Source organism: Agrobacterium pusense (assembly GCF_900102105.1).
Taxonomy (GTDB): domain Bacteria; phylum Pseudomonadota; class Alphaproteobacteria; order Rhizobiales; family Rhizobiaceae; genus Agrobacterium; species Agrobacterium pusense.
The window spans coordinates 190861-212447 of record NZ_FNBB01000006.1 but is presented as its reverse complement, the minus strand read 5'-3'; the positions used below and the strand labels follow the sequence as shown (position 1 = coordinate 212447).

Sequence of the window (21587 nt, the reverse complement as noted above, 5' to 3'; positions counted from 1 at the left end):
TTAGAGATTTATAAATAAACCACTTTCATAGTGCCATCGTGAGCGGTTCTTCAGAGGCTGGGAGAGTGCATCATGTTCACGGTGCTGGAATGCGTTGCCGTCCAACACGATCGGGAGATCGTGCTTCTTGCGGCATTGATCTGTCTGCTGGGAATGCTCGCCTTTTTTCACCTCTTGTTGCGCGCTGAGGAAAGTCCCTCCGGGAGAAAGCCCTATTGGGTCCTGGTTGCCGCCTTTGCGGCGGGGCTAAGCGTCTGGGCCACTCATTTCGTGGCCATGCTCGCCTATAAAGGCACTGTTCCCATCGGTTTCGATTTTTCCTTCACCGCTCTCTCGGCCGTTCTTGCCGTACTCGGCTTCTGGCTGGCGCTCAATGCCCGCACGCAGGCAATCTACCGCCCGGTGATTTCTGCCACCCTGCTGACGCTCTCGGTTGCCGTCATGCATTTCGTCGGAATGGCGGGAATAGATGTCGCCGCCACGGTCAGCTACGATTGGGGGGCTGTTCTTGGCGGTTTTGCCGTCGCCTGGGCGTTTTTTCTTCTCTCCTTCTGGCTGTTTCACCGCCTCGGCTCCTGGAAGCGCATCGTTTTTCCCGCCGCCGCGTCGATCCTTGCAATCTGCGCGCTGCATTTCACTGCCGTGTCGGCCACCGTTCTTTCGCCCGACCCGTCCATCTCCGGACCAGACCCCGACAATCTTGGCCGGCTGATCATGATCGGCGCGGTTTCCGGCGTGACATTCCTGATCCTTTCCGCAACGGCGACTGCGGCGCTCGTGGACCGGTATCTCGTCGACCTCAAGGGTCTCGTCGACGCGACACTGGACGGCCTTGCGGTCGTGCGCGATGGCCGCATCGTCGAGCTGAATACGCGTTTCGCAGGCCTGCTGGGGCGCGATGAAACGTCGCTGGTCGGAAAGAATCCCGATGAACTTTTCCGGGCCACGGATGGGCAACCCGTCTATGTACCCCGTAATGCGCCCGTAGAGGCCATACGTGAGCGCGCCGACCGCGCGCAGGTGTTCGAACTCGCCGTGCGCACCATCGAATATCGAGGTCGTCCCTGCGAGGTCATGGCCATTCGCGACCTGACGGAGAAGCGTGAGGCGCAGCGGGAGATCGAATATCTTGCCCGCCACGATGTGCTGACCGGCCTTTCCAATCGCACCATGTTCCAGACGCGGCTGCGCCAGCAGATCGAACATTGCGGCGAGGGCGACGAATTTGCGCTGCTCGCGCTCGATCTCGACCGCTTCAAGGCGGTCAACGATATATTCGGCCACGCCGAAGGCGACAGGGTACTCAAGAAAGTCGCGGCGATTCTCGATGAATGTGCGAGATCTGGCGATGTGGTCGCCCGGCTCGGGGGTGATGAATTCGTCATTCTGACCGCGCGGCATACCAAGGCGGAAGAAGCGCGCCTGCTTGCCGAGACGATCCTCGCCATGTTCGCCCTCAAAATGAATGCCGCCAACGATCCGACCGCCGTCGGTGTCAGCATCGGTATTGCCGTCTTTCCGCGCGACGGAAAGGATGACGAGAGTATCCTGCATGCCGCAGATCTCGCGCTTTATCGCACCAAGATGGGCGGCCGTGGCATATTGGCCTTTTATGACCCACTGATGGATCAGGAGGCGCGCGAGCGTCGCCAGCTCGAGACGGATTTGAGGCTGGCAATCAATCGTGATGAGCTCGTGCTGAATTACCAGCCGGTCCTTTCCGTCGAATGCGGTGAGGTCGTCGGTTATGAGGCGCTGGTACGCTGGCAGCATCCCACTAGAGGCGTGGTGCCTCCAGACGTGTTCATCCCGATCGCCGAGGAAAGTGGGATCATCATCTCGCTCGGCGAATGGGTGCTGCGCGAGGCCTGCCGTCAGGCGAACACCTGGGCGCCGCATCTGAAAATCGCGGTCAATGTCTCGCCGCTGCAATTTTCCCTTGCCAATCTGGGCCATGTCGTCTGTACGATCCTGATGCAAACCGGCCTTTCGCCGAACCGGCTGGAACTGGAGATCACCGAAGCTGCTCTGCTGAAAGACCGCAAGGCGACGCTGACAATTCTGACCCAGCTCAAGGCGCTTGGCGTTGCCATTGTCATGGATGATTTCGGTACGGGTTATTCTTCGCTCAGCAACCTGCAGAGCTTCCCTTTCGACAAGATCAAGATCGACCGCAGCTTCATTGCCGCCATGAGCGATGACGACAATGCCCGCGCCATCGTGCGCGCGGTTATCGGCCTTGGCCGCAGCCTCGATCTGCCGGTAACGGCGGAAGGAATCGAAACCGATGCGCAATATCGCATGGTCGTCGATGAAGGATGCGCTCAGGCCCAGGGCTATCTCTTTGGCAAGCCGGATGTGGCGCCGGCACAGGCCGCGGGCACAACCACGCGGAAGAAATATACCGTTTGAGGAAGGCGCGGCAGCGCGTGGGGCGCGCTGCCGGCCATCTCTAAGTCGGCCATCCACGCTCGGCCATTCATCCTCCCAGCCTGATTTCATGGAACGAGAGCCTGCGCAGATCGTTAGGATTGCGTGTGGCGCGCCCTGTTGTCCGTGTCGGTGCCGGCGCCGGACAACCGCTCGGACAAAGCTGTCGGATCAGCTTTTACCGGGCCGCGCGAGATGAATGGACACCTTTTATTGGGAGAGCCCGCAATGACAGACCGCCTCGAGCCCCAGGATCCGCGCAGCCAGTATCCGCGCCCGCCTTTTTCGACGCCGGAGCAAGAGATGCCGGGTCTCGTGACCAACATGACGCCCCTGCCGGATCATGGGGAGAAGACCTACAGGGGCTCGGGCAAGCTTGCCGGTCGCAAGGCGCTGATAACGGGCGGCGATTCCGGCATCGGCCGTGCGGTGGCAATCGCTTTCGCACGAGAAGGAGCGGATGTCGCGATCTCCTACCTTCCTGAAGAGGAATCCGACGCCGAGGAGGTGGTCGCGCTTATCGAGGCGGAAGGCCGTCTGGCGGTGGCGTTACCCGGCGACATTACCGATGAAGGCTGGTGTCGCGAATTGGTCGAAAAAGCCGCTGGCGATCTCAACGGCCTGGATATTCTGGTTATCAATGCCGCGAGACAGCAATATCGCGAGGGTATCGAGGAGCTGTCGACCGAAGATTTCGACCGCACGATGAAGACCAATCTTTACGCTCTTCACTGGATTGCGCAGGCCGCAGTTCCCCATTTGCAGCCGGGCGCCTCCGTTATCACCACGGCCTCGATACAGGCCTACGAGCCTTCCGCAATCCTCTTGGATTATGCGACTACAAAAGCGGGCATCGTTGCCTACACCAAAGCGCTCGCGAAGCAGCTGATAGACAAGGGTGTGCGCGCCAACGCTGTCGCACCGGGCCCGTTCTGGACGGCGCTGCAACCGAGCGGCGGCCAGCCCGCCGAAAAGGTGCGCAATTTTGGCAAGGATAGCGATTTTGGCCGCCCCGGCCAGCCGGTGGAGCTTGCGCCGGTCTATGTCCTGCTCGCATCGCAGGACGGCAGTTTTATCAATGGCGAGGTTTACGGCGTGACCGGCGGCAAGGGTATTGCCTGAGGCAATGACTTTGTCATCAGCTGGCTGTTCGAGGAGCAGACATGAAAAGGCACGAACGACGTTCACAAACGGATGCAAAACCCTTCGATGTACGCGACCGGCTGATACTGGCCCTTTACGCGCAGCTGAAGGCGGAAAGGCAGACGAGAGAGGCCATGGAATGGGTCATTCGCAATGGCGGCCTTTCCCCTGAAGTGCTGGAAGCCATGGCCTCCGACCCTGTGCCGGTTCTTGCGGAAGCGGACGTTCCTGCCATCGAGCGCATTCTTGCCGCAGACCGGAATGGCGGCCGCTCGTCGCGTAACGACAATCACGGGCGGGCGTCATGAACAGGAGGGCGAGCTGGAGAGGCCATCTGGTCTTTGGTGATTTGAACTGTGAAATCGGTCTTTATTCCGCTCTGACCTCGTCGGAGAAAATCTCGTTCAACATCGTCAACCGCAAGACGGGTCACCGCGTGGAACGGCAGTATGTGGATAGCGATACCGGCGAGGCGGTCGAACGGGACGAGCAGGTCAAGGGCTACGAACGCGATAATGGCGATTACATCGTCATCGAGGGTGACGAAATCTCAAAGCTGATGCCGGAAAATGACAAGGTCATCCGTATCCGGCACTTCCTCCAGTGCGACGACATAGACAAGCTTTATTTCGACAAATCCTATTATCTAGCGCCGACGCAGGAAGGTGGCGAGGAGGCGCTGACGCTTTTCGCCAGAGCGATGGAAGACGAAAATGTTGCTGCCCTCGGAGAGGCCGTGCTGTTCCGGCGCAACCGCGTGGTCCTCATCCGCCCGAGCGGCAGGGCGCTCGTCGCAACCACGCTGAATTTCGGTTACGAGGTTCGGGCAGAGAATACCGTCTTCAAATCCATCCCGGACATCGAGTTCGATGACGAAATGCTGGAACTTGCCGGGCATATCATCGAAACGCGGGCCGGCACCTTCGATCCCTCCGATTATAGCGACCGTTACAACGATGCCCTTGCGGAGCTGGTGAAAGCCAAGATTGAGGGCCGGGAAATCCGCAAGCGGGCACCGCAGAAACAGGACAATGTGATTGATCTCAAGGAGGCGCTTCGTCGCAGCGCAAGGGAAGACGCTGGAAAAAAAGCGAAGCCGTCAGGCCGCAAGACTTCGCGGAAAGCGAGCTGATCCATGGATTGCAGACCCATAACGCCAAACGCAGCTTCGATAAGACCCTGAGCCCAAAAGGACGAAGGATAAGCCTGCTCAAGAAATCGAACGCGAGGAGAAGGCCGTGAACGACACCAAGCCGCCGCAGTCTGCCATCCAATTCACTCACCCGGACCGCCTTTACTGGCCGGATGACGGCGTGACGAAGGAAGGTCTTGCCGATTATTATGCTCGGGTATGGAAGCAGATGGCGCCCTTCGTGGTCGACAGGCCGCTGGCGCTGCTGCGCTGCCCGGAAGGTATAGAAGGGCAGCGGTTTTTCCAGAAACACGCCTGGCGCGGCATCAACAAGGCCATCGAACAGATCAGGGATCCAAAGGACAAGGCCGGTGAACCCCTGATCCACATCACCGATTTTGACGGCATAATGGCGCTCGTGCAGTCTGCGGCGCTTGAAATCCACCCGTGGGGAGCAACCACCGCGAGCTGGGAAAAGCCGGATATGATCACCATGGATATAGATCCCGCCGAGGATGTCTCCTGGGAGGATGTGATAGAGGCGGCGTTCGAACTGAAGCAGCGTTTTGAAGCGGCGGGTCTGGCAGCTTTCGTCAAGACATCAGGCGGCAAGGGGCTTCATGTAGTTGCCCCGCTGAAGCCGCAGGCGGGCTGGACGGCAGTCAAGGCATTTGCCAAAGCCATGGCCGCAGAGATGTCGAAGGCCGAGCCGGACAGGTATCTCTCGGTCGCAACCAAGGCAAAACGCAAAGGCCGGATTTTCATCGACTATCTGCGCAACGGTCGCGGCAATACCGCGGTGGCGCCTTATTCGACCCGGGCGCGGCCGGGTGCGGCCGTCTCCGCCCCCCTCGAATGGTCCGAACTCACGGCCGATATCGGTCCTGCCCACTTCACGGTCAACAATATCGGGCCACGTCTTTCCGCACTGAAGAATGATCCCTGGGAGGGCTTTTTTGCCGCCGCGGAGGTTTTGCCGAAAAAGGCGCGCTAAGACCGCGTCTCAGCGCTTCTTTTCGGCCGCGATGCTTTTCTTCAAAGCGTCCATGATGTTGATGACGCTGCCGCCGGTTCGGGCCTTGGTGCCGGCCTTCTTGTTCGAGGCGGGCGCTTCATTGCCTTTGCTCTTGAGCAGCGACTTGATCTTTTTCTGGATCGGGTCCTGAACCAACGTCGGTTTCCACTCCGTCATCTGGCTGGAAATGCGTTTTTCCATGGCCTGCAGTAGCGGCTTTTCAAGTTTCATCTTCGGGTCGAGAGCGTCGATGCTTTCGCGCACCTCCTCGCCGTAGTGCAATGTCCACAGGATGATGCCCTTACCGGAAGGTTCCAGCAGCACGGCCCGTTCCCGCCGGTAGAGCACAAGCCGGGCAATGCCGAAAACGCCGTTTGCCGTCATGGCCTCGCGAATGACGCTGAAGGCTTCGGCGCCTATCTTGTCTTCCGGGCGAAGAAAGTGCGGTCGGTCGTACCAGATCCAGTCTATGGAGCCTTTTGGCACGAAGGTCTTGATATCGATGGTGCGGGTACTTTCGAGCGCTACGGCATCGATCTCGTCATCCTCGAGCAGCACATAATCGTCCTCGCCACGGGGAAAACCCTTCACCTGGTCTTTCGCCGCAACGGGGCGATGGGTGACGCTGTCGACATAACGGCTTTCGACGCGATTGCCGGTCTTGCGATTGAGAACGTGGAAGCGGTATTTGTTGCCTTCTGTCGTTGCAGGTGTCAGCGATACGGAGGCCGTCACCAGCGAGAGCTTCAGATAACCCTTCCAGAAAACCTGACGTGCCATTTCCCGCGATCCGCTTGCCCGTTGATCTCCCGTATCAAACCGCCACGGTGTGGTTTTTGTTCCGGGAGGGCCGATGGGGCAGGGAGTCAGCCGAACAGCGACGTCAGCCAGTAAACGGAAGCGGAAATCAGTGCCGCGGCCGGCATGGTCACGATCCAGGCGATGACGATGTTGCCGGCCAGTCCCCAACGCACCGCGGAGACGCGCCGTGCGGCCCCGACGCCGACGATGGCACCGGTGATGGTATGCGTGGTGGAGACCGGGATGCCGAGCCACGTGGCGCCGAACAGTGTCAATGCGCCGCCGGTTTCAGCGCAGAAACCTTGCATCGGGTTGAGCCGCGTGATCTTTGAACCCATCGTATGCACGATGCGCCAGCCGCCGAACAAGGTGCCGAGCGCCATGGCAGACTGGCAGGAAATCACCACCCAGAAAGGCACGTAGAAACTCTCCCCGAGATGTCCCTGGCTGAACAGCAGCACGGCGATGATGCCCATGGTCTTCTGCGCGTCATTGCCGCCATGGCCCAGCGAATATAGCGAGGCGGAGATGAACTGCATGACGCGGAAGGTGCGATCGACTGCAAAGGGCGTCTGCCGCACGAAAAGCCACGATACCGCAAGCACCAGAAGCAGCGCGAGGAAAAAGCCGATAGCCGGTGACATGAAGATTGCGCCGACTGTCTTCAGCAGCCCCGACCAGACGATGGAATTGAAGCCGACCTTTGCCAGACCTGCGCCAACGAGGCCGCCGATCAAGGCGTGCGACGAACTGGAGGGGATGCCGAAAATCCAGGTGACGATGTTCCAGACGATCGCGCCGATCAGCGCCGCGAAAATCACCTGCGGAGATACGATGGCCGGATCGATGATACCGGTCCCGAGCGTTTCCGCCACATGCAGGCCGAAGAAGAGGAAGGCTATGAAATTGAAGAAGGCCGCCCACGCAACGGCATATTGCGGCCGCAGCACCCGGGTGGAAACGATCGTGGCAATGGAATTTGCGGCGTCGTGAAGACCGTTCAGAAAATCGAAGAACAGTGCAATGGCGATCAGGCCGACAAGCAGCGGCAGTGCAAGTGCGACATCCATCAGACGTTCTCAATAACGATGCCGCTGATCTCGTTGGCCACATCCTCGAAGCGGTCAACCACCTTTTCGAGTTCGCCGTAGATCTCGCTGCCGATCATGTAGGCCATGGCATTGCCGGCGGCGCCATGGCGGCGGAACAGGTCTTTCAGTCCCTGGTCGTGCAGGTCGTCGGAGCGCCCCTCGACGCGGGTGATCTCTTCGGCGATCGATGACAGGCGCTGGGCATTGGTGCCGACCTTTTCGAGAAGCGGAATGGCCTCTGCGATCAGGCTAGCCGCGCGCACGATCTCATGGCCCATCTCCTTCATCAGCGGGTCGAATTCGCTCTGCTCGAAGAGACGGATGGTTTTGACCGTTTTGTGCATCATGTCGATGGCGTCATCCATGGACTGGATAAGGTCCTTGATATCGCCGCGGTCGAAAGGCGTAATGAAACTGCGTCGCACCGCAAGTAACACGTCGCGGGTGATGTCGTCCGCCTGATGTTCGAGGGCAACGATGAGATCGCAGTTCTTTTCGACATCGACGCCGCTCAACAGGCTGTCCAGGGCTTCGGCCGCTTTGATGACGGTTTCGGAATGTTTGCTGAACAGGTCGAAGAAACGATCCTCGCGCGGCATCAGTTTGCGGAAAAAGCTCATCATGCGAATTGGCCCTCAGTGGCGCTTTTAATGTTGTGGGGGGTAATTGTCATAAAACTGTCATAAATGCACGCGGGGCATTGATGCAACCCGGAAAATCAGCACTATCAACGGATATGAAATCGACGAAAAAAAGCCGGAAATCCCGCCCGGCCCGCCCCCTGACATTGCTTCAGCAGCTTGCTGCGGTTCCGGAAAAGCTCTTCACAGGCGCTTTCCGGCAGCAATATGCTGCGCTGTGCTTTAGATATGGCGGGGGCGATGACAATGTCGAAATCCTGCTCGTTACCTCACGCACCAGCGGTCGCTGGATCATTCCGCGCGGCTGGCCGATGAAGCGCAAGAAGCCCCATGAGGCCGCGGCAATTGAGGCTTGGGAGGAGGCCGGTGTTCGTGGCCGGGTCAGAAAGGAAGCGGTCGGCCGCTATACCTATCTCAAGATGCTCGATGATGGCGAAGTCGTGCCCTGCGTCGTGGACGTGTTTCAGATCGAGGTGACGGGCGCGGAAACCAAATTCAAGGAGCGTGGCGAGCGCCTGGTGGAATGGGTTCGCCCGGACGAGGCCGCAAGAAGGGTCAGGGATATCGAGCTGAAAACGCTGCTGGTCGATTTCAGGCCAAAGGGCAAACGGAAGGGCCCGCAAGGCCGAAGTGCATGAAGACCTGAGATCGTAGCCATCAGGATGTGAGGCCGAGCTTCTGAAGACCACAGTCTCGGACGATCTCCGAAATATGAGCGAACTGCGCCGAAAGCGGGTTACTCTTCCGCCACACGATACCAATGGTGCGGGACGGTCGCGGTTCCGCCAGACGGAAGACCGAGACTGTGGACTGCCTTGTCTCCATGTCGACGGCCATTTGTGGAATGAGTGTGACGCCGATGCCGGCGCCGACCATTTGCACCAGCGTGGATAGTGAGCTGCCCTCCATCAGCACGCGGGGCGGCGCATTCGTGGTGCTGCAGAAGGATAGCGCCTGATTGCGGAAACAGTGGCCTTCCTCCAGAAGCAGCAGGCGCATTTCGCCCAGCTTGTCGGCGCTCGGCACCGGCATGCCTGCATCCTCCATCGGCCGCACCAGGATGAATTCCTCGGAAAACAGCGGGATTTCCTCCAGCGACGGTTCCGAGACGGGGAGGGCGACGATGGCCATGTCCAGCCGGGCCTCCAGAAGGTCCTCGATCAGTTTTTGCGTCACCGCCTCGCGCGGGCGTGCTTCCAGTCCGGGATAATGCCGGGTGAGCGTCTTGATGACCTGCGGCAGGAGATAGGGGGCAACGGTCGGAATGACGCCGATGCGCAGGCGGCCGCTGAGCGGCCCGTGCCGAGCCCGCGCCAGATCCTGCAGCTCATCGACCGATTGAAGGATCGCGCGGGTGCGGTCGGCAAACTCCTCGCCAAGAGCGGTCAACCTGATCTGCCGGTTGCCTCTTTCGACCAGCGGTGCGCCGATCAGTTCTTCCAGTTCACGGATCTGGAGCGAAAGGGCGGGCTGCGAAATGGCGCAGGCCTCGGCAGCACGCCCGAAATGGCCGATCTTGGCCAGAGCGTCAAAATAGCGGAGATGTTTCATGGAGAGCGCAATCATAAGCTCAGCATATCGCACCCTTTAGAATATACAATTGGAAATTATGGAACCCGCCTGCTAGTCATCATCATGACAGAAAGAGGCTGTAGCTGTGAAAGGCCGTCGGTGTCGCTGCGGTTGGCAGTAACCCGTTGCGAACGCTGATTCATACCGCTGCCCGTGTCGAACTTATTTTGTTTAATTGCTAAACCCATCGGAGGGCGAAATGGACGCAACTTCAAAACCGGCTGGCAAATGTCCCGTCATGCACGGAGGCAATACGGCTTCCGGCAAATCGGTGACCGACTGGTGGCCGAACGCGCTGAACCTCGATATTCTTCACCAGCACGACACCAAGACCAATCCGCTTGGCACCTCCTTCAACTATCGCGAAGCGCTGAAGACGCTTGATGTCGAGGCCCTCAAGGCCGATCTTCGGGCCCTGATGACCGACAGCCAGGACTGGTGGCCGGCTGACTGGGGCAGCTATGTGGGTATGATGGCCCGTGTCACCTGGCATGCCGCCGGCTCTTATCGCGTAACGGACGGCCGCGGCGGCGCCAACACCGGCAACCAGCGTTTTGCGCCGCTGAATTCCTGGCCTGATAACGTCAACACCGACAAGGGCCGCCGCCTGCTGTGGCCAATCAAGAAGAAGTACGGCAACAAGATTTCCTGGGCAGACCTGATCGCGCTCGCCGGCACCATTGCCTACGACGTTGCAGGCCTAAAGACCTTCGGCTTCGCCTTCGGCCGTGAAGACATATGGGCTCCGGAAAAGGACACCTATTGGGGTGATGAAAAGGAATGGCTGGCGCCGAGCGACGGTCGTTACGGCGACGTGACAAAGCCGGAAACGCTGGAAAACCCGCTTGCCGCCGTGCAGATGGGTCTCATATACGTCAATCCCGAAGGCGTGAACGGCAAGTCCGATCCGCTGGCGACGGCCGCGCAGATGCGCGAGACCTTCGCGCGCATGGGCATGAACGACGAGGAAACCGTGGCGCTCACCGCCGGCGGCCACACGATCGGCAAGTCGCACGGCAATGGCAGCGCGGCCAATCTCAGCCCTGATCCCGAAGCCGCAGGCCCGGAATATCAGGGCCTCGGCTGGATCAACACCAAGGGCCGCGGCATCGGTCGTGATACGGTCGTCTCGGGTATTGAAGGCGCGTGGACGAGCCATCCGACCAAGTGGGACAATGGCTTCTTCGACATGCTGTTCAAGCATGAGTGGACGTTGACGCACAGCCCCGCCGGTGCATCGCAATGGGCGCCGATCACCATTGCCGAAGAAGACAAGCCTGTTGACGTCGAGGATGCCTCGATCCGCACCATCCCGATGATGACCGATGCCGACATGGCACTGAAGGTCGATCCGATCTACCGTGAGATTTCGTTGAAGTTCAAGGATGATCAGGATCATTTCTCAGAAGTCTTCGCCCGCGCCTGGTTCAAGCTGACGCACCGTGACATGGGGCCGAAATCCCGGTATTTCGGACCGGACGTTCCCGCAGAAGACCTGATCTGGCAGGACCCGGTGCCTGAAGGCTCCACGAGCTACAATGTGGCTGCCGTACAGGCCAAGATCGCCGCTTCGGGTCTTCCGGTCGCAGATCTGGTTGCCACCGCCTGGGACAGTGCTCGCACCTTCCGCGGTTCGGACAAGCGCGGCGGCGCCAATGGTGCACGTATCCGTCTTGCCCCGCAGAAGGATTGGGAAGGCAACGAGCCCGCCCGTCTTTCCCATGTGCTTTCGGTTCTCGAGCCGATTGCCCGTGAAACCGGTGCGAGCATCGCGGATGTCATCGTTCTGGCCGGCAATTACGGCGTGGAACAGGCCGCGAAAGCGGCCGGCTTCGATATCGCCGTGCCGTTTGCACCGGGCCGCGGCGACGCTTCCGCCGAGCAGACGGATGCTGACAGCTTCGCTCCGCTAGAGCCGCTGGCGGATGGTTTCCGCAACTGGATCAAGAAGGACTATGTTGTCAGCCCCGAAGAACTGCTGCTGGACCGCGCCCAGCTTCTCGGCCTGACTGCGCCGGAACTGACAGTGCTGATCGGCGGCCTGCGCGTCATCGGCGCCAATTATGGCGGTGCGGCACATGGCGTGTTCACTGACAAGCCCGGCGCCCTGACGACCGACTTCTTCACGACGCTGACGGATATGGCCTATTCCTGGGTCCCGACCGGCAACAATCTCTATGAGATTCGTGACCGCAGGACTGGCGTGGCACGATACTCCGCCACTCGTGTCGATCTCGTGATCGGCTCGAACTCGATCCTGCGTGCCTATGCGGAAGTCTACGCACAGGACGACAACAGGGAAAAATTCGTCCGCGACTTCATCGCCGCCTGGACGAAGGTGATGAACGCGGACCGTTTCGATCTTCTGTAACGAGCCTGTTTGCCACTAAGAAGCGCCTCCCTGAGTGATCGGGGAGGCGCTTTTGTTTTCGACTTCTCGTAGGTCGGCTTGGCGCCCTCACACGCGTTGCGCAAATGTGCTGGACGCGGCGGCGGCTCACCGACGGTCGGAAGACGGCACCGGACGCTCCGGGGATGATTTCTCCGCCCCCTGCGACGGGGTTCTGCCGCTCTTTTCATTCTCGTGGGCATCCGGTCCGGCGACGATGACGCCGCGGCCCTGTTCCTCGCGCTTCTTCTCTGCGAAGTCGCCGGGTTCCTTGTTGCGGTCCATGAATAATCTCCCTCTTTTGGTTCCTGTCAGGAATTCAACGGTCGTCCCGGGCAGAGGTTCCAGCCATTTGGGGGGAGAATGTTTCTATTCATAATGATCTTTGCTATTAACATGAATAGATAAGTCATGTTATGGCGGCGTGCAGGGTGATCGCCACGACTGCCCTGTGCCACGTTTGTTTCCACGCCTCGGCCTCGGCTCGACAACCGGACGGTAATTGCATTGGGTTTCTGGCATTCCATGACCTGGTACACGGAAGGGATCAGCGTCACCGCGCCGGTCAAGTGGCGCCAGTTCGACGGGCTGGTCAGCGCTTTCTGGGAGGCGGAGAGCCAAGTGGGGGCGAAAGGGTATTATCTCGCCGCCGATCCGCGCATCATGATTTTCTTCAACGACGTCTCGTCACGGATCCGCATATCAAATCGCGACGGCGAGCTTTCGCAGCATTCGCGGCCGATGACGCGGGCGGTTTACGTGCCGGCAGGCGTGCCCATGTGGACGGGCAGCAACGCCACGCATCGTTTTTCCCATCTCAACCTGCATATTCACAAGGACCGGCTCCTGCGCTTCCTGTCCCCGGCGGTCGGCGGTTCGGCGGCCATGACCGCGTTACGCCGTCCGGTCGAGATACAGGATATCGGCGGAGTGGAAACCTTGGCGCGCCTGATGGTGGATGAACTGGCCGAGCCGCAGAAACATCCGCTTTATGCCGAAAGCCTCGTCGGCAGTATTGTTGCCGGCTTGCTGGATATTCCCGAACCAACGCCCGAGCAGGCCAATGGCAGGCTGACGCAGGCGCAAATGAACCGGTTACTCGCCCGCGTGGAAAAGCGCGGTGATGACCGCATGACGGTCGCCGAGATGGCCGATATTGTCGGGCTGTCGGAAAGCTGGTTCGCCACGGTGTTTCGCCAGACAACCGGCAAAACACCTCTGCAATGGCAACTTGAGCGGCGTATCGATGCCGCACAAAAACTTCTGCTGGAAGGCGATCTGACGGTGGCCGATATTGCTGCCCAGCTCGGTTTTTCCGATCAGGCTCATCTCACCAAGGCTTTCCGTCAGTCCGTGGGTAACACACCTGCTGCCTGGCGACGTCTGCACAGGCTGCTTTGAAAAGACGGGATTTGCGTCTTGATGCGTAGGCGGTGGCGGGCGACCGCCGGTTTGAATCTCGGGGCAAGTCAGAGCATGACATCGTCCATCAGGAAATATCCACAATATATTGAAATATTGTGGATATCTTCCATCACCATGACTTGCGCAGGGTAACCGAAAACGCCCTGCCCGGATTGTAGAAGTCTGCTCCGAACCCGCCATAAGAAACGTGTTTTTCGTTGAAAAGGTTGGAGACATTGACATCCAGCGAGGCGGTTTCCTGGATCTTGTAGCTGAATGCCGCATCCACGGTCACACTGCTTCCGGTTTCGACCTTGTTGGCGTTGTCGAAATAATAGGCGCCGGTATAGCGGCCGCCGAGACCGAACGTCATGTCACCGAAATGGTCGTTGCCCGCAAGCGTATAGTTGACCCATAGCGAGGCCTGATGTTCGGGCACAAACTGCGGCCTGTTGCCGACATTGCCGCCAGTGCCGTTTTCGGTGATTTCCGCATCGAGATAGGAATAGGCTGCCGTCAGGCTGAGACTGTCTGTGACCTCAGCCTTGGCCTCGAGGTCAAGACCACGCACACGCACCTCGCCGATCGTTGTGGGCAGGCTGGTGATCGGGCTTGTGACGGTGATGTTGTTCTTTTTCAGATCGTAGATCGAGGCGGTGAAGAGAGCCGGGAAAGCGTCCGGCCGGTACTTCACGCCGAGTTCGATCTGTTCGCCGCGCTCCGGCTCGACGGTGAGACCGGACGCGGGCACTACCGATTCAGCATAGCTGATATAGGGCGCGATCTCGTTGGTTATCTTGTAGGACACGCCAATGCGCTTCGTGAGTTCACTGATGTCGCCGCTCGCCGTCGTGCGGTTCAGCCGGTTTGTCTGGTCGGTGTCGATCCAGTCGTTTCTAAGGCCGGCGCTGATGGTGAGCCTGTCGAAGAAGGTCAGGTCCTGCTGCAGATAGAGCGCTCTTGTCTTCTGGTCCGTCAGGGAGTCCGCATAGAGCGGCACGGAAGAGGGCGCGCCGGTATAGATCGGGTTCATCCAGTTGATGCTCGGTGCAGCGCCAAAGTAGCTTTTGCTGCCGGAGGTGTAGTCATTATAGAAAACACCGACCAGGCTGCGGCTTTCGACGTTGTCGAACCGAGTGTCATATTGCAGGCGCGTGTCGATCAGGAAGTTTTCGGTCTCGGTATCGTTGCCGAAGTAAGAACGATTGGCGACGGTCGAACCGTTGGTCGGCGTCGATGAGATATAGGCATAACCGAAGTCCGTATTCGCCTTGCTGTAGCGGGCGTTGGAACTCAGCGTCAGACCGGATCCGAAATCGTGATCGAACATCACGCTCAGCGAGTTGCGGTTCGTGCCGCGATAGTTGTAGTCGGGTTCTCCGAAGAAGCGGCTCCGGTCGAAATGCGAGCCGACGGGATGGCCGCCGCCACCGGGAACGCCATCCTTGTTAAGGTGGTCGTAAACGACAGTGAGGCTGGTGGCGTCGGTCGGACGCCAGGTAAGACCGCCCATGAAGAATTTCTCGTCGTCGCGGGAATAGTCATATTCCGCATCGGCGTTGCGAAGCTTGCCGGTCAGACGATAGGACAGAGTGTCGTCCCCGGTGATGTTGTCGCCGAAATCGAAGCCGGTCTCGGCGCGGCCATAAGAACCGCCGGTCACATAGGCTTCGCCGAAGCGCGCATGTTTCGGCACTTTTGTGGAGTAATTTACCGAACCGCCGGGGTCCGAAACGCCGAAGGTGGTAGAATTGCCGCCCTTTATCACTTCGACGCGCTCATAGGCATAGGTTTCTTCGCGCAGCGCGCCGAAGGGGCGGCCGAGCGTCAAGCCGTCGCGGTACATGTAAGCGTCGAAACCGCGAATCTTGAAATAGTCGAAACGGTCGTCGGAGCCGTAAAAATCCGTGGTGACGCCGGCGGTGTATTGCAGTGCTTCTTCTACCGTCTGCACGCCGCGCTGCTGCATTTCCTTGGCGGTGATGACAGATACAGAGGCAGGTGTGTCGAGAATATCGGTCGCCATCTTGCTGCCGCTCGTCGTGCGGGTGGCGACGATCGATTTCTGATCATTGTCACCGCTGTCGATGGTGATGGTCTCCAGAACCGTGCTGCCGCCCGTGTTGGCAGCCTCCTGCGCCACGAGAAGGCCGGGCATGGATGCGGCAAGCGCCGTGCAGGTCAGCAGGGCCGCTTTCCCGTGGAGACGTCGCGCGGTTTTGCGGTTTCTGCCTTGGATTTCGATATTCATTGGTAGGTTCCAGAAATTAATGCCCCGATCGCCGTTTTCACGGACCACTCTCGATGCGCCCAATAACTTGAGAAAGTTTGTCCGGTATTGTAGATTTTTGCGGTTTTGTACAAAACCCCGGAAATTTCACCGCTGTTGCGGCAGCATTTCCTCACCGGACTTGACGGGGGCAATTGAAGCTGAGAATTCAAGTCTACTTTTGAATTTTGAAAGCCTCGCTGATGCCCCGCCTGTTTTGTGGTCTTGTACCGGTCTTCGTGTTTCTTCTGTCCGTAATCGCACAGAATATCGCTGTGGCGGAGGAGACGGCACCCTATCCCGTCATCATCAAACACGCGTTCGGCACGACGACGATTGCGAAGAAGCCCGAGCGGGTCGCCACCGTTGCCTGGGCCAACCATGAGGTGCCGCTGGCGCTCGGCATCGTGCCCGTCGGTTTTGCCGCCGCCAACTTCGGCGATGATGACGGTGACGGGCTGCTGCCCTGGGTGGCGAAGCGGCTATCCGAGCTAGACGCGCCAAAGCCTGTGCTGTTCGATGAGGGTGACGGCATCGATTTCGAGGCTGTGGCGGCAACGCAGCCGGATGTCATCCTCGCGGCCTATTCCGGCCTCAGCCAGTCCGACTACGACACGCTCAGCCAGATCGCGCCGGTGGTCGCTTATCCTGTCTCGCCATGGGCGACGGACTGGCGCGACATGATCCGGCTGAATAGCGCCGGTCTTGGAATGGCCGCAGAAGGGGAGGCGCTCATCAAGCGCATCGAGGGCGAAATAGCCGAGGTCGTTGCCGGACACCCGCAACTGAAGGGCAAGTCGGCCATGTTTGTCACCCATCTCGACGCCACAAATCTCAGCGTTGTCAATTTCTATACGGCCAATGATACCAGAGTTAAGTTCTTCAAAGATCTTGGCCTTGCGTCCCCCAAAAGCGTCGCGGAGGCAACGAGGCCTGGGCAATTCGCTGCCGGTATCAGCGCCGAGCGCGTCGATGCCTTCGACGATGTCGATATCATAGTGACCTATGGTAGCGAGCCGCTGCTGAATGCCATGCGCGCCGATCCGCTTCTCGCCCGGATGCCCGCCGTCTCAAACGATGCTGTCGTTATGCTGGGGCACGATCCGCTCGGCACGGCTTCTAATCCCACGCCTCTGTCGATTTCATGGGTGTTGAAGGACTATGCCGATCTTCTGGCAAGGGCCGCCGGTAAGTCCGGGAAATCACAGTGACAATGTCCGGATCCGGCAAAGCGGCTGCCGTGCTTTTGGCCGGGCGCTCGAACCGCGTGCGGATGGCGTGGCTTGGCGCGGTGCTGGCGCTTCTCGGGCTGCTATGTGCGTTGTCGGTTGCCATCGGCACGCGTGAGGTCTCATTTGCGGATATTCTTGGTGGGGTGAGTGGCCGTGTCGAAACGGTTGCAGAAGCGGCGGTTGCTGTGCGCCTGCCGCGCACCGTGCTTGCGCTTATAGCCGGTGCCGCGCTGGGGCTGGCCGGCGCGATCATGCAGGGGGTCACACGCAATCCGCTTGCTGATCCCGGTATTCTCGGCGTGAACATGGGGGCGTCGCTTGCCGTTGTCATCGGTATCGTCTGGTTCGGCATCGCTTCGGCTCAGGCCTTCATCGTCACGGCAATTGCCGGGGCGGGGGTATCCGCGATCTTCGTTTATGTTGTCGGTTCGCTCGGGCGAGGCGGGGCCACGCCGCTGAAACTCGCACTTGCGGGTGCCGCCACCTCCGTGGCCTTCTCGTCGCTCGTCATCGCCGTGGTGTTGCCGCGCAGCGATATCGCCGGCGGCATCCGCTCCTGGCAGATCGGTGGTGTCGGCGGGGCGACCTTCGAACGTATCGAGACCGTATTGCCCTTCTTGGCTGCCGGTTTCGTCGTAAGCCTGCTTTCGGCGCGGAAGTTGAATTCACTGGCGCTTGGCGACGAGCTGGCCGCCGGCCTTGGAGAAAACGTTGCCGTCGCCAGAGCCATGGCATCCTTCGGTGCCATTCTTCTGTGCGGCGCTGCCACCGCCATTTGCGGCCCGATCGGTTTTGTCGGTCTGGTGGTGCCTCACCTCTGCCGCTCGCTGGTCGGGGTGGACAATCGCTGGCTCCTCCCGTTTTCTGCACTTGGAGGCGCCTGCCTGCTGCTGGCCGCCGATATTGTCGGCCGCATCGTCGCGCGGCCCTCCGAACTCGATGTCGGTATCGTCACGGCGCTGGTCGGCGCACCCTTTTTCATCTGGATCGTCAGACGGCAGAGAGTGCGTGAGCTGTGAGCATGTTTCCGTCAGTCGTCGAAACGCTGGGTTTCAACCGCCATCGTCGGCAGGGCCGGCGCCGTCTCGTCATCTTTTGCCTGCTGACGCTTCTCGTCGCGGCTTTTGCGCTCACGCTGACGCTCGGCCAATCATTCACCCCGCCCGGTCAGGTGATCCGCGTGCTCCTTGGCGAGGACATCGCCGGCGTCAGCTTTACCGTCGGACAATTGCGCCTGCCACGCGCGCTGCTGTCGGTGCTGGCGGGGCTGAGCTTCGGCCTTGGCGGCGTCGCCTTTCAGATCATGTTACGCAACCCGCTTGCCAGCCCCGACATTATCGGCATCAGCTCCGGCGCCAGCGCCGCCGCCGTCTTTGCCATCGTCGTATTGCAGATGAACGGACCGCTGGTTTCGGTTGTCGCCGTCGTCGCCGGCCTTGGCATCGCCCTGCTGGTCTATCTCCTCTCCTTCCGCAACGGCGTGGCCGGAACGCGTCTGATCCTTGTCGGCATCGGTGTTTCCGCCATGCTGGAAAGCATCATCGCCTATATTCTCTCCGTCGCGCCAGCCTGGACATTGCAGGAGGCGATGCGCTGGCTGACCGGCAGTGTCAATGGCGCCAAACTTGCCCAGACACTGCCGCTTGCCATCGCGCTGGTTTTCTTCGGCGGCCTGCTTCTCAGCCGTGCACGGGATCTCGAGACGCTCAGGCTCGGTGATGATGCCGCCGCGGCACTCGGCGTTCGGGTCGGGGCAACACGCATTATCGTCATCGTCGCAGCCGTTGGCATGATCGCCTTTGCTACGGCCGTCTCGGGGCCGATCGCCTTCGTTGCGTTCCTGTCCGGACCAATTGCAGCGCGTATCGTTGGCAGCAATGGATCGCTGCTCCTTCCCGCCGCACTGGTCGGGGCGGTGCTGGTGCTGGCGGGTGACTATTGCGGCCAGTTCCTGCTGCCCGGCCGTTACCCCGTCGGCGTCGTCACCGGTGCGCTCGGTGCGCCCTATCTGATTTATCTGATCGTGCGGGTCAACCGCAGCGGAGGCTCGTTATGACCGGCCACTCTCTTTCCCTAAGCGGCCTCTCGGCCGGCTATGGCGACAGCCTCATCATAGAAGAGCTGGACCTCACCGTCCCGCGCGGGAAGATCACCGTCATCGTCGGCGCCAATGCCTGCGGCAAGTCCACTCTGCTACGCAGCATGTCGCGGCTCATCACACCGCGCGCCGGTCAGGTCCTGCTTGACGGCAAGTCGATCCATCGTCTGCCTTCCCGGGAACTGGCTCAGCGGATGGGTCTCCTGCCGCAATCGCCGATAGCGCCTGAAGGTATCGTGGTTGCCGATCTCGTCAGCCGTGGCCGGCACCCGCATCACGGCCTGTTCGCACGCTGGACACGTGAGGATGACGAAGCGGTTGCCGCAGCACTCGTCGCCACCGACACGGTCGAGCTTGCCGAACGGCCGGTGGATGAATTATCTGGCGGCCAGCGGCAACGCGTGTGGATCGCCATGGCGCTTGCCCAGCAGACCGACATATTGCTCTTGGATGAGCCGACCACCTTCCTCGATATCAGCCATCAGGTCGAGGTGCTGGACCTTCTCACAGACCTCAACCAGTCGCGTGAGACCACCATCGTCATGGTCTTGCACGATCTTAATCTCGCAGCCCGTTATGCCGATCATCTCGTCGCCATGAGGGACGGAAAGCTGCATGGCTTCGGCACCCCGGAAGAGGTGTTGACGGAAGAAAATGTCCGCCACGTTTTTGGTATTGAAAGCCGTGTCATCACGGATCCGACATCGGGCAAACCGATGATGCTGCCGATCGGGCGGCATCGGACCGTGCAGAGCACGCAATAACGTATCTCTTTGAGATACGGTTTTGTTGGCTTCTGCACGTATCTATTTATGATACGAACATCAAGAGGCAGGCAATGATCCGTTCTTTCAAAAACAAGCTGGCTGCTTCGATTGACGACGGATCTGTGAAGAAGGGATTTCCCTCCGATATGCTACGCCGCGCCCAGCAACTGCTCACGGTCCTGGATGCGGCGACTACGGTAGAAGACCCTCGCTCACCGCCCGGCAATCGTTTGGAAAAGCTGTCCGGCGATCGTGAGGGCCAATATTCGATCCGGATCAACAAGCAGTGGCGCATCTGCTTCGTCTGGACGCAAGCAGGGCCGGAGCGTGGAAATAACCGACTATCACTAGCCTGTCATTCTTGTGGAGACCTTCATGACAAATCGGCCAAGGAGGGCCGGCTAATATGACAATCAGTAAATCGCCTCCGATCCATCCGGGCGAAATCCTGCGGGAACTCTATCTTGAGCCACTGGGGATGTCGGCATACGCGCTCGCAAGGCACCTCAATGTTCCGCGCACCCGCATAGAACGGATTGCAGGAGAGAAACTTGGTATCACCGCGGACACCGCCTTGCGTTTGGCAAAGTTTTTCAAGACCACCCCGGAATATTGGCTGAACTTGCAGAACGCTTTTGACATTAAGGCGGCGGCTGTGAGGCTGGAAGCGGACCTTGCCAATATCAAGGAACTGGAAGCGGCCTAATTCTCAGCCGCCCGTCAGGTCAAGGCCAGGCCGCATAAGACGGCGGCGGCACGTTCTGCATGCGCGTAGCCGTTCTCCTGAAACGGCCGGGAGACGTGCCCTCGTTGCGGGTGAAGAAGCGATTGAAATAACCGGGGTCCTGAAACCCCAGTCGAAACGCGATTTCAGCAACTTGCAGCGAAGAGTTCAGAAGAAGGTCGCGCGCATCTGACATGAGTTCCCGGTGGATATAGGCCTGTGGCGAAAGCCCCGTGGCCTTGCGGACCGCAAATCCCAGTCGCTCGCGGGTAACGCCGAGATGGTGTGCATAATCTTCCACGGCCCATTGATCGTGCTTGTGCTGGCTCACCAGAAGGACGAAACGTTCGGTGAGGCCGCCCGGGGTGGAGACGGCGGCAGCAACATCGGCGATGGCGTGCTGACAGACCCGGACAAGGGTGACGCAGAGCAGGCTGGCGATGATCGTGTCGGAACCGGTCGCTGCGCGGACATTTTCGCTCGCGATTGTCTGGAGATAAGCCTCCAGTTCCTTTTGGCCCTGTTCTTCGGGTGTCTGTACCAGAATACGCTGCAGTATCGCGCGTACGGCGTTTGCGCTCGTGCCCGTCGGCATCGCGTGAGCCAGCCCGATTTCGGTGGTCGTCAACAGCGATCCGCGGCTTCCAGCGCTCAGTCTCACGCGGCCGGCCGGGCCTATGGGCAGCCAGATGAGTCCCGGCGAAGGGACATCCAGTCTCTTATCGCCCTGCGTGATCTCCGCTTCCCCGACAGAAAGCAAAAGCAGGTGGGCGCTGTCTGCTTCCAGCCGGAATTCCGATACGCGCAGCGAGGAGGCGAAGGTACGTGCCGTGATCTCCACGCGATTGGCGGCAAACTGGCTGTGCAGCGGCATTCAAC

Annotated in this window: 19 protein-coding genes and 2 pseudogenes; 14 read left to right on the top strand and 7 right to left on the bottom strand. The window is 59.8% G+C overall.

Annotation, left to right across the window (positions count from 1 at the left end; translation table 11 throughout):
• The first annotated feature begins 72 nt into the window (after positions 1-72).
• From BLU28_RS15925 to ligD, 5 genes and pseudogenes are all read left to right on the top strand, one after another.
• Positions 73-2412 carry a bifunctional diguanylate cyclase/phosphodiesterase gene (locus tag BLU28_RS15925; RefSeq protein WP_077987538.1) on the top strand — a complete coding sequence of 780 codons (2340 nt, stop codon included), beginning with the start codon at positions 73-75 and terminating at the stop codon, positions 2410-2412.
• Positions 2413-2658: 246 nt separating this feature from the next.
• Entirely contained in the window at positions 2659-3552 is an 894-nt protein-coding gene (locus BLU28_RS15920) for an SDR family oxidoreductase (protein ID WP_045533903.1), read from the top strand.
• 41 nt (positions 3553-3593) lie between these two features.
• On the top strand, positions 3594-3881 hold the full coding sequence (locus BLU28_RS15915; protein WP_004444758.1) for a hypothetical protein: 288 nt from the start codon (positions 3594-3596) through the stop codon (positions 3879-3881).
• Entirely contained in the window at positions 3878-4705 is an 828-nt protein-coding gene (gene ku, locus BLU28_RS15910) for a non-homologous end joining protein Ku (protein WP_077987539.1), read from the top strand. The genes BLU28_RS15915 and ku (BLU28_RS15910) overlap by 4 nt, the downstream gene beginning before the upstream one ends.
• A 64-nt stretch (positions 4706-4769) precedes the next feature.
• Positions 4770-5699, top strand: a pseudogene (gene ligD, locus BLU28_RS15905) (non-homologous end-joining DNA ligase); the annotation flags it as partial.
• Positions 5700-5708: 9 nt separating this feature from the next.
• On the opposite strand, the gene ku (BLU28_RS15900) reads toward ligD, so the two are convergent.
• The 3 genes from ku (BLU28_RS15900) to BLU28_RS15890 form a co-directional block, all read right to left on the bottom strand.
• On the bottom strand, positions 5709-6500 hold the full coding sequence (ku, locus tag BLU28_RS15900) for a non-homologous end joining protein Ku (RefSeq protein WP_022563803.1): 792 nt from the start codon (positions 6498-6500) through the stop codon (positions 5709-5711).
• Between the two features lie 86 nt (positions 6501-6586).
• Complete coding sequence (locus BLU28_RS15895) at positions 6587-7591, bottom strand: inorganic phosphate transporter (protein WP_004444749.1); 1005 nt, start codon at positions 7589-7591, stop codon at positions 6587-6589.
• Positions 7591-8235: a DUF47 domain-containing protein gene (locus BLU28_RS15890; protein WP_022563805.1), complete on the bottom strand. Its 645-nt coding sequence runs from the start codon at positions 8233-8235 to the stop codon at positions 7591-7593. Before BLU28_RS15890 ends, BLU28_RS15895 begins: the two co-directional genes overlap by 1 nt.
• Before the next feature lie 113 nt (positions 8236-8348).
• Between BLU28_RS15890 and BLU28_RS15885 the strand changes: the two genes are divergently transcribed.
• Positions 8349-8891, top strand: a complete 543-nt coding sequence (locus tag BLU28_RS15885; RefSeq protein WP_077987541.1) for an NUDIX hydrolase — start codon at positions 8349-8351, stop codon at positions 8889-8891.
• A gap of 19 nt (positions 8892-8910) precedes the next feature.
• Here BLU28_RS15885 and BLU28_RS15880 read toward each other — a convergent pair whose 3' ends face one another.
• On the bottom strand, positions 8911-9819 hold the full coding sequence (locus BLU28_RS15880) for a hydrogen peroxide-inducible genes activator (RefSeq protein WP_037092575.1): 909 nt from the start codon (positions 9817-9819) through the stop codon (positions 8911-8913).
• A 205-nt stretch (positions 9820-10024) separates the two neighbouring features.
• On the opposite strand from BLU28_RS15880, the gene katG reads away from it, so the two are divergent.
• Positions 10025-12196 (top strand): catalase/peroxidase HPI, encoded by a 2172-nt coding sequence (gene katG / locus BLU28_RS15875; protein ID WP_022563808.1) that lies wholly within the window; start codon positions 10025-10027, stop codon positions 12194-12196.
• 126 nt (positions 12197-12322) lie between these two features.
• On the opposite strand, the gene BLU28_RS15870 is transcribed toward katG, so the two are convergent.
• On the bottom strand, positions 12323-12499 hold the full coding sequence (locus tag BLU28_RS15870; protein WP_004444725.1) for a hypothetical protein: 177 nt from the start codon (positions 12497-12499) through the stop codon (positions 12323-12325).
• A gap of 222 nt (positions 12500-12721) precedes the next feature.
• Here BLU28_RS15870 and BLU28_RS15865 point away from each other — a divergent pair, with 222 nt between their 5' ends.
• Positions 12722-13615: a helix-turn-helix domain-containing protein gene (locus tag BLU28_RS15865; protein ID WP_022563809.1), complete on the top strand. Its 894-nt coding sequence runs from the start codon at positions 12722-12724 to the stop codon at positions 13613-13615.
• Between the two features lie 133 nt (positions 13616-13748).
• On the opposite strand, the gene BLU28_RS15860 is transcribed toward BLU28_RS15865, so the two are convergent.
• Entirely contained in the window at positions 13749-15869 is a 2121-nt protein-coding gene (locus BLU28_RS15860; RefSeq protein ID WP_077987542.1) for a TonB-dependent siderophore receptor, read from the bottom strand.
• A 221-nt stretch (positions 15870-16090) separates the two neighbouring features.
• Here BLU28_RS15860 and BLU28_RS15855 point away from each other — a divergent pair, with 221 nt between their 5' ends.
• The 6 genes and pseudogenes from BLU28_RS15855 to BLU28_RS15830 all read left to right on the top strand — a co-directional run bounded on the left by BLU28_RS15855 (position 16091) and on the right by BLU28_RS15830 (position 20690).
• Complete coding sequence (locus tag BLU28_RS15855; RefSeq protein ID WP_077987594.1) at positions 16091-17098, top strand: iron-siderophore ABC transporter substrate-binding protein; 1008 nt, start codon at positions 16091-16093, stop codon at positions 17096-17098.
• Between the two features lie 2 nt (positions 17099-17100).
• Positions 17101-18138, top strand: coding sequence for a FecCD family ABC transporter permease (locus BLU28_RS15850; protein ID WP_411462556.1), 1038 nt, complete (start codon positions 17101-17103; stop codon positions 18136-18138).
• A 2-nt stretch (positions 18139-18140) separates the two neighbouring features.
• Positions 18141-19175 carry a FecCD family ABC transporter permease gene (locus BLU28_RS15845; protein ID WP_077987544.1) on the top strand — a complete coding sequence of 345 codons (1035 nt, stop codon included), beginning with the start codon at positions 18141-18143 and terminating at the stop codon, positions 19173-19175.
• The gene (locus BLU28_RS15840) at positions 19172-19981 is read left to right on the top strand and encodes an ABC transporter ATP-binding protein (protein ID WP_077987545.1); all 810 of its coding nucleotides are present in this window, start codon (positions 19172-19174) and stop codon (positions 19979-19981) included. Before BLU28_RS15845 ends, BLU28_RS15840 begins: the two co-directional genes overlap by 4 nt.
• Before the next feature lie 74 nt (positions 19982-20055).
• Positions 20056-20335 (top strand): annotated as a pseudogene (locus BLU28_RS15835) (type II toxin-antitoxin system RelE/ParE family toxin).
• Positions 20336-20390: 55 nt separating this feature from the next.
• The gene (locus tag BLU28_RS15830) at positions 20391-20690 is read left to right on the top strand and encodes a HigA family addiction module antitoxin (protein ID WP_077987546.1); all 300 of its coding nucleotides are present in this window, start codon (positions 20391-20393) and stop codon (positions 20688-20690) included.
• A gap of 19 nt (positions 20691-20709) precedes the next feature.
• Here BLU28_RS15830 and BLU28_RS15825 read toward each other — a convergent pair whose 3' ends face one another.
• A complete protein-coding gene (locus tag BLU28_RS15825) occupies positions 20710-21582 on the bottom strand; it encodes a helix-turn-helix transcriptional regulator (protein ID WP_022563817.1) in 873 nt (290 codons plus the stop codon).
• Positions 21583-21587: the final 5 nt, after the last annotated feature.

Bases quoted from the DNA above. Each gene is read 5' to 3' on its own strand.
- BLU28_RS15925 (WP_077987538.1), top strand. From the start codon at position 73: ATGTTCACGGTGCTGGAATGCGTTGCCGTCCAACACGATCGGGAGATC.
- BLU28_RS15920 (WP_045533903.1), top strand. From the start codon at position 2,659: ATGACAGACCGCCTCGAGCCCCAGGATCCGCGCAGCCAGTATCCGCGC.
- BLU28_RS15915 (WP_004444758.1), top strand. From the start codon at position 3,594: ATGAAAAGGCACGAACGACGTTCACAAACGGATGCAAAACCCTTCGAT.
- ku (WP_077987539.1), top strand. From the start codon at position 3,878: ATGAACAGGAGGGCGAGCTGGAGAGGCCATCTGGTCTTTGGTGATTTG.
- ku (WP_022563803.1), bottom strand. From the start codon at position 6,500: ATGGCACGTCAGGTTTTCTGGAAGGGTTATCTGAAGCTCTCGCTGGTG.
- BLU28_RS15895 (WP_004444749.1), bottom strand. From the start codon at position 7,591: ATGGATGTCGCACTTGCACTGCCGCTGCTTGTCGGCCTGATCGCCATT.
- BLU28_RS15890 (WP_022563805.1), bottom strand. From the start codon at position 8,235: ATGATGAGCTTTTTCCGCAAACTGATGCCGCGCGAGGATCGTTTCTTC.
- BLU28_RS15885 (WP_077987541.1), top strand. From the start codon at position 8,349: ATGAAATCGACGAAAAAAAGCCGGAAATCCCGCCCGGCCCGCCCCCTG.
- BLU28_RS15880 (WP_037092575.1), bottom strand. From the start codon at position 9,819: ATGATTGCGCTCTCCATGAAACATCTCCGCTATTTTGACGCTCTGGCC.
- katG (WP_022563808.1), top strand. From the start codon at position 10,025: ATGGACGCAACTTCAAAACCGGCTGGCAAATGTCCCGTCATGCACGGA.
- BLU28_RS15870 (WP_004444725.1), bottom strand. From the start codon at position 12,499: ATGGACCGCAACAAGGAACCCGGCGACTTCGCAGAGAAGAAGCGCGAG.
- BLU28_RS15860 (WP_077987542.1), bottom strand. From the start codon at position 15,869: ATGAATATCGAAATCCAAGGCAGAAACCGCAAAACCGCGCGACGTCTC.
- BLU28_RS15855 (WP_077987594.1), top strand. From the start codon at position 16,091: ATGCCCCGCCTGTTTTGTGGTCTTGTACCGGTCTTCGTGTTTCTTCTG.
- BLU28_RS15850 (WP_411462556.1), top strand. From the start codon at position 17,101: ATGTCCGGATCCGGCAAAGCGGCTGCCGTGCTTTTGGCCGGGCGCTCG.
- BLU28_RS15845 (WP_077987544.1), top strand. From the start codon at position 18,141: ATGTTTCCGTCAGTCGTCGAAACGCTGGGTTTCAACCGCCATCGTCGG.
- BLU28_RS15840 (WP_077987545.1), top strand. From the start codon at position 19,172: ATGACCGGCCACTCTCTTTCCCTAAGCGGCCTCTCGGCCGGCTATGGC.
- BLU28_RS15830 (WP_077987546.1), top strand. From the start codon at position 20,391: ATGACAATCAGTAAATCGCCTCCGATCCATCCGGGCGAAATCCTGCGG.
- BLU28_RS15825 (WP_022563817.1), bottom strand. From the start codon at position 21,582: ATGCCGCTGCACAGCCAGTTTGCCGCCAATCGCGTGGAGATCACGGCA.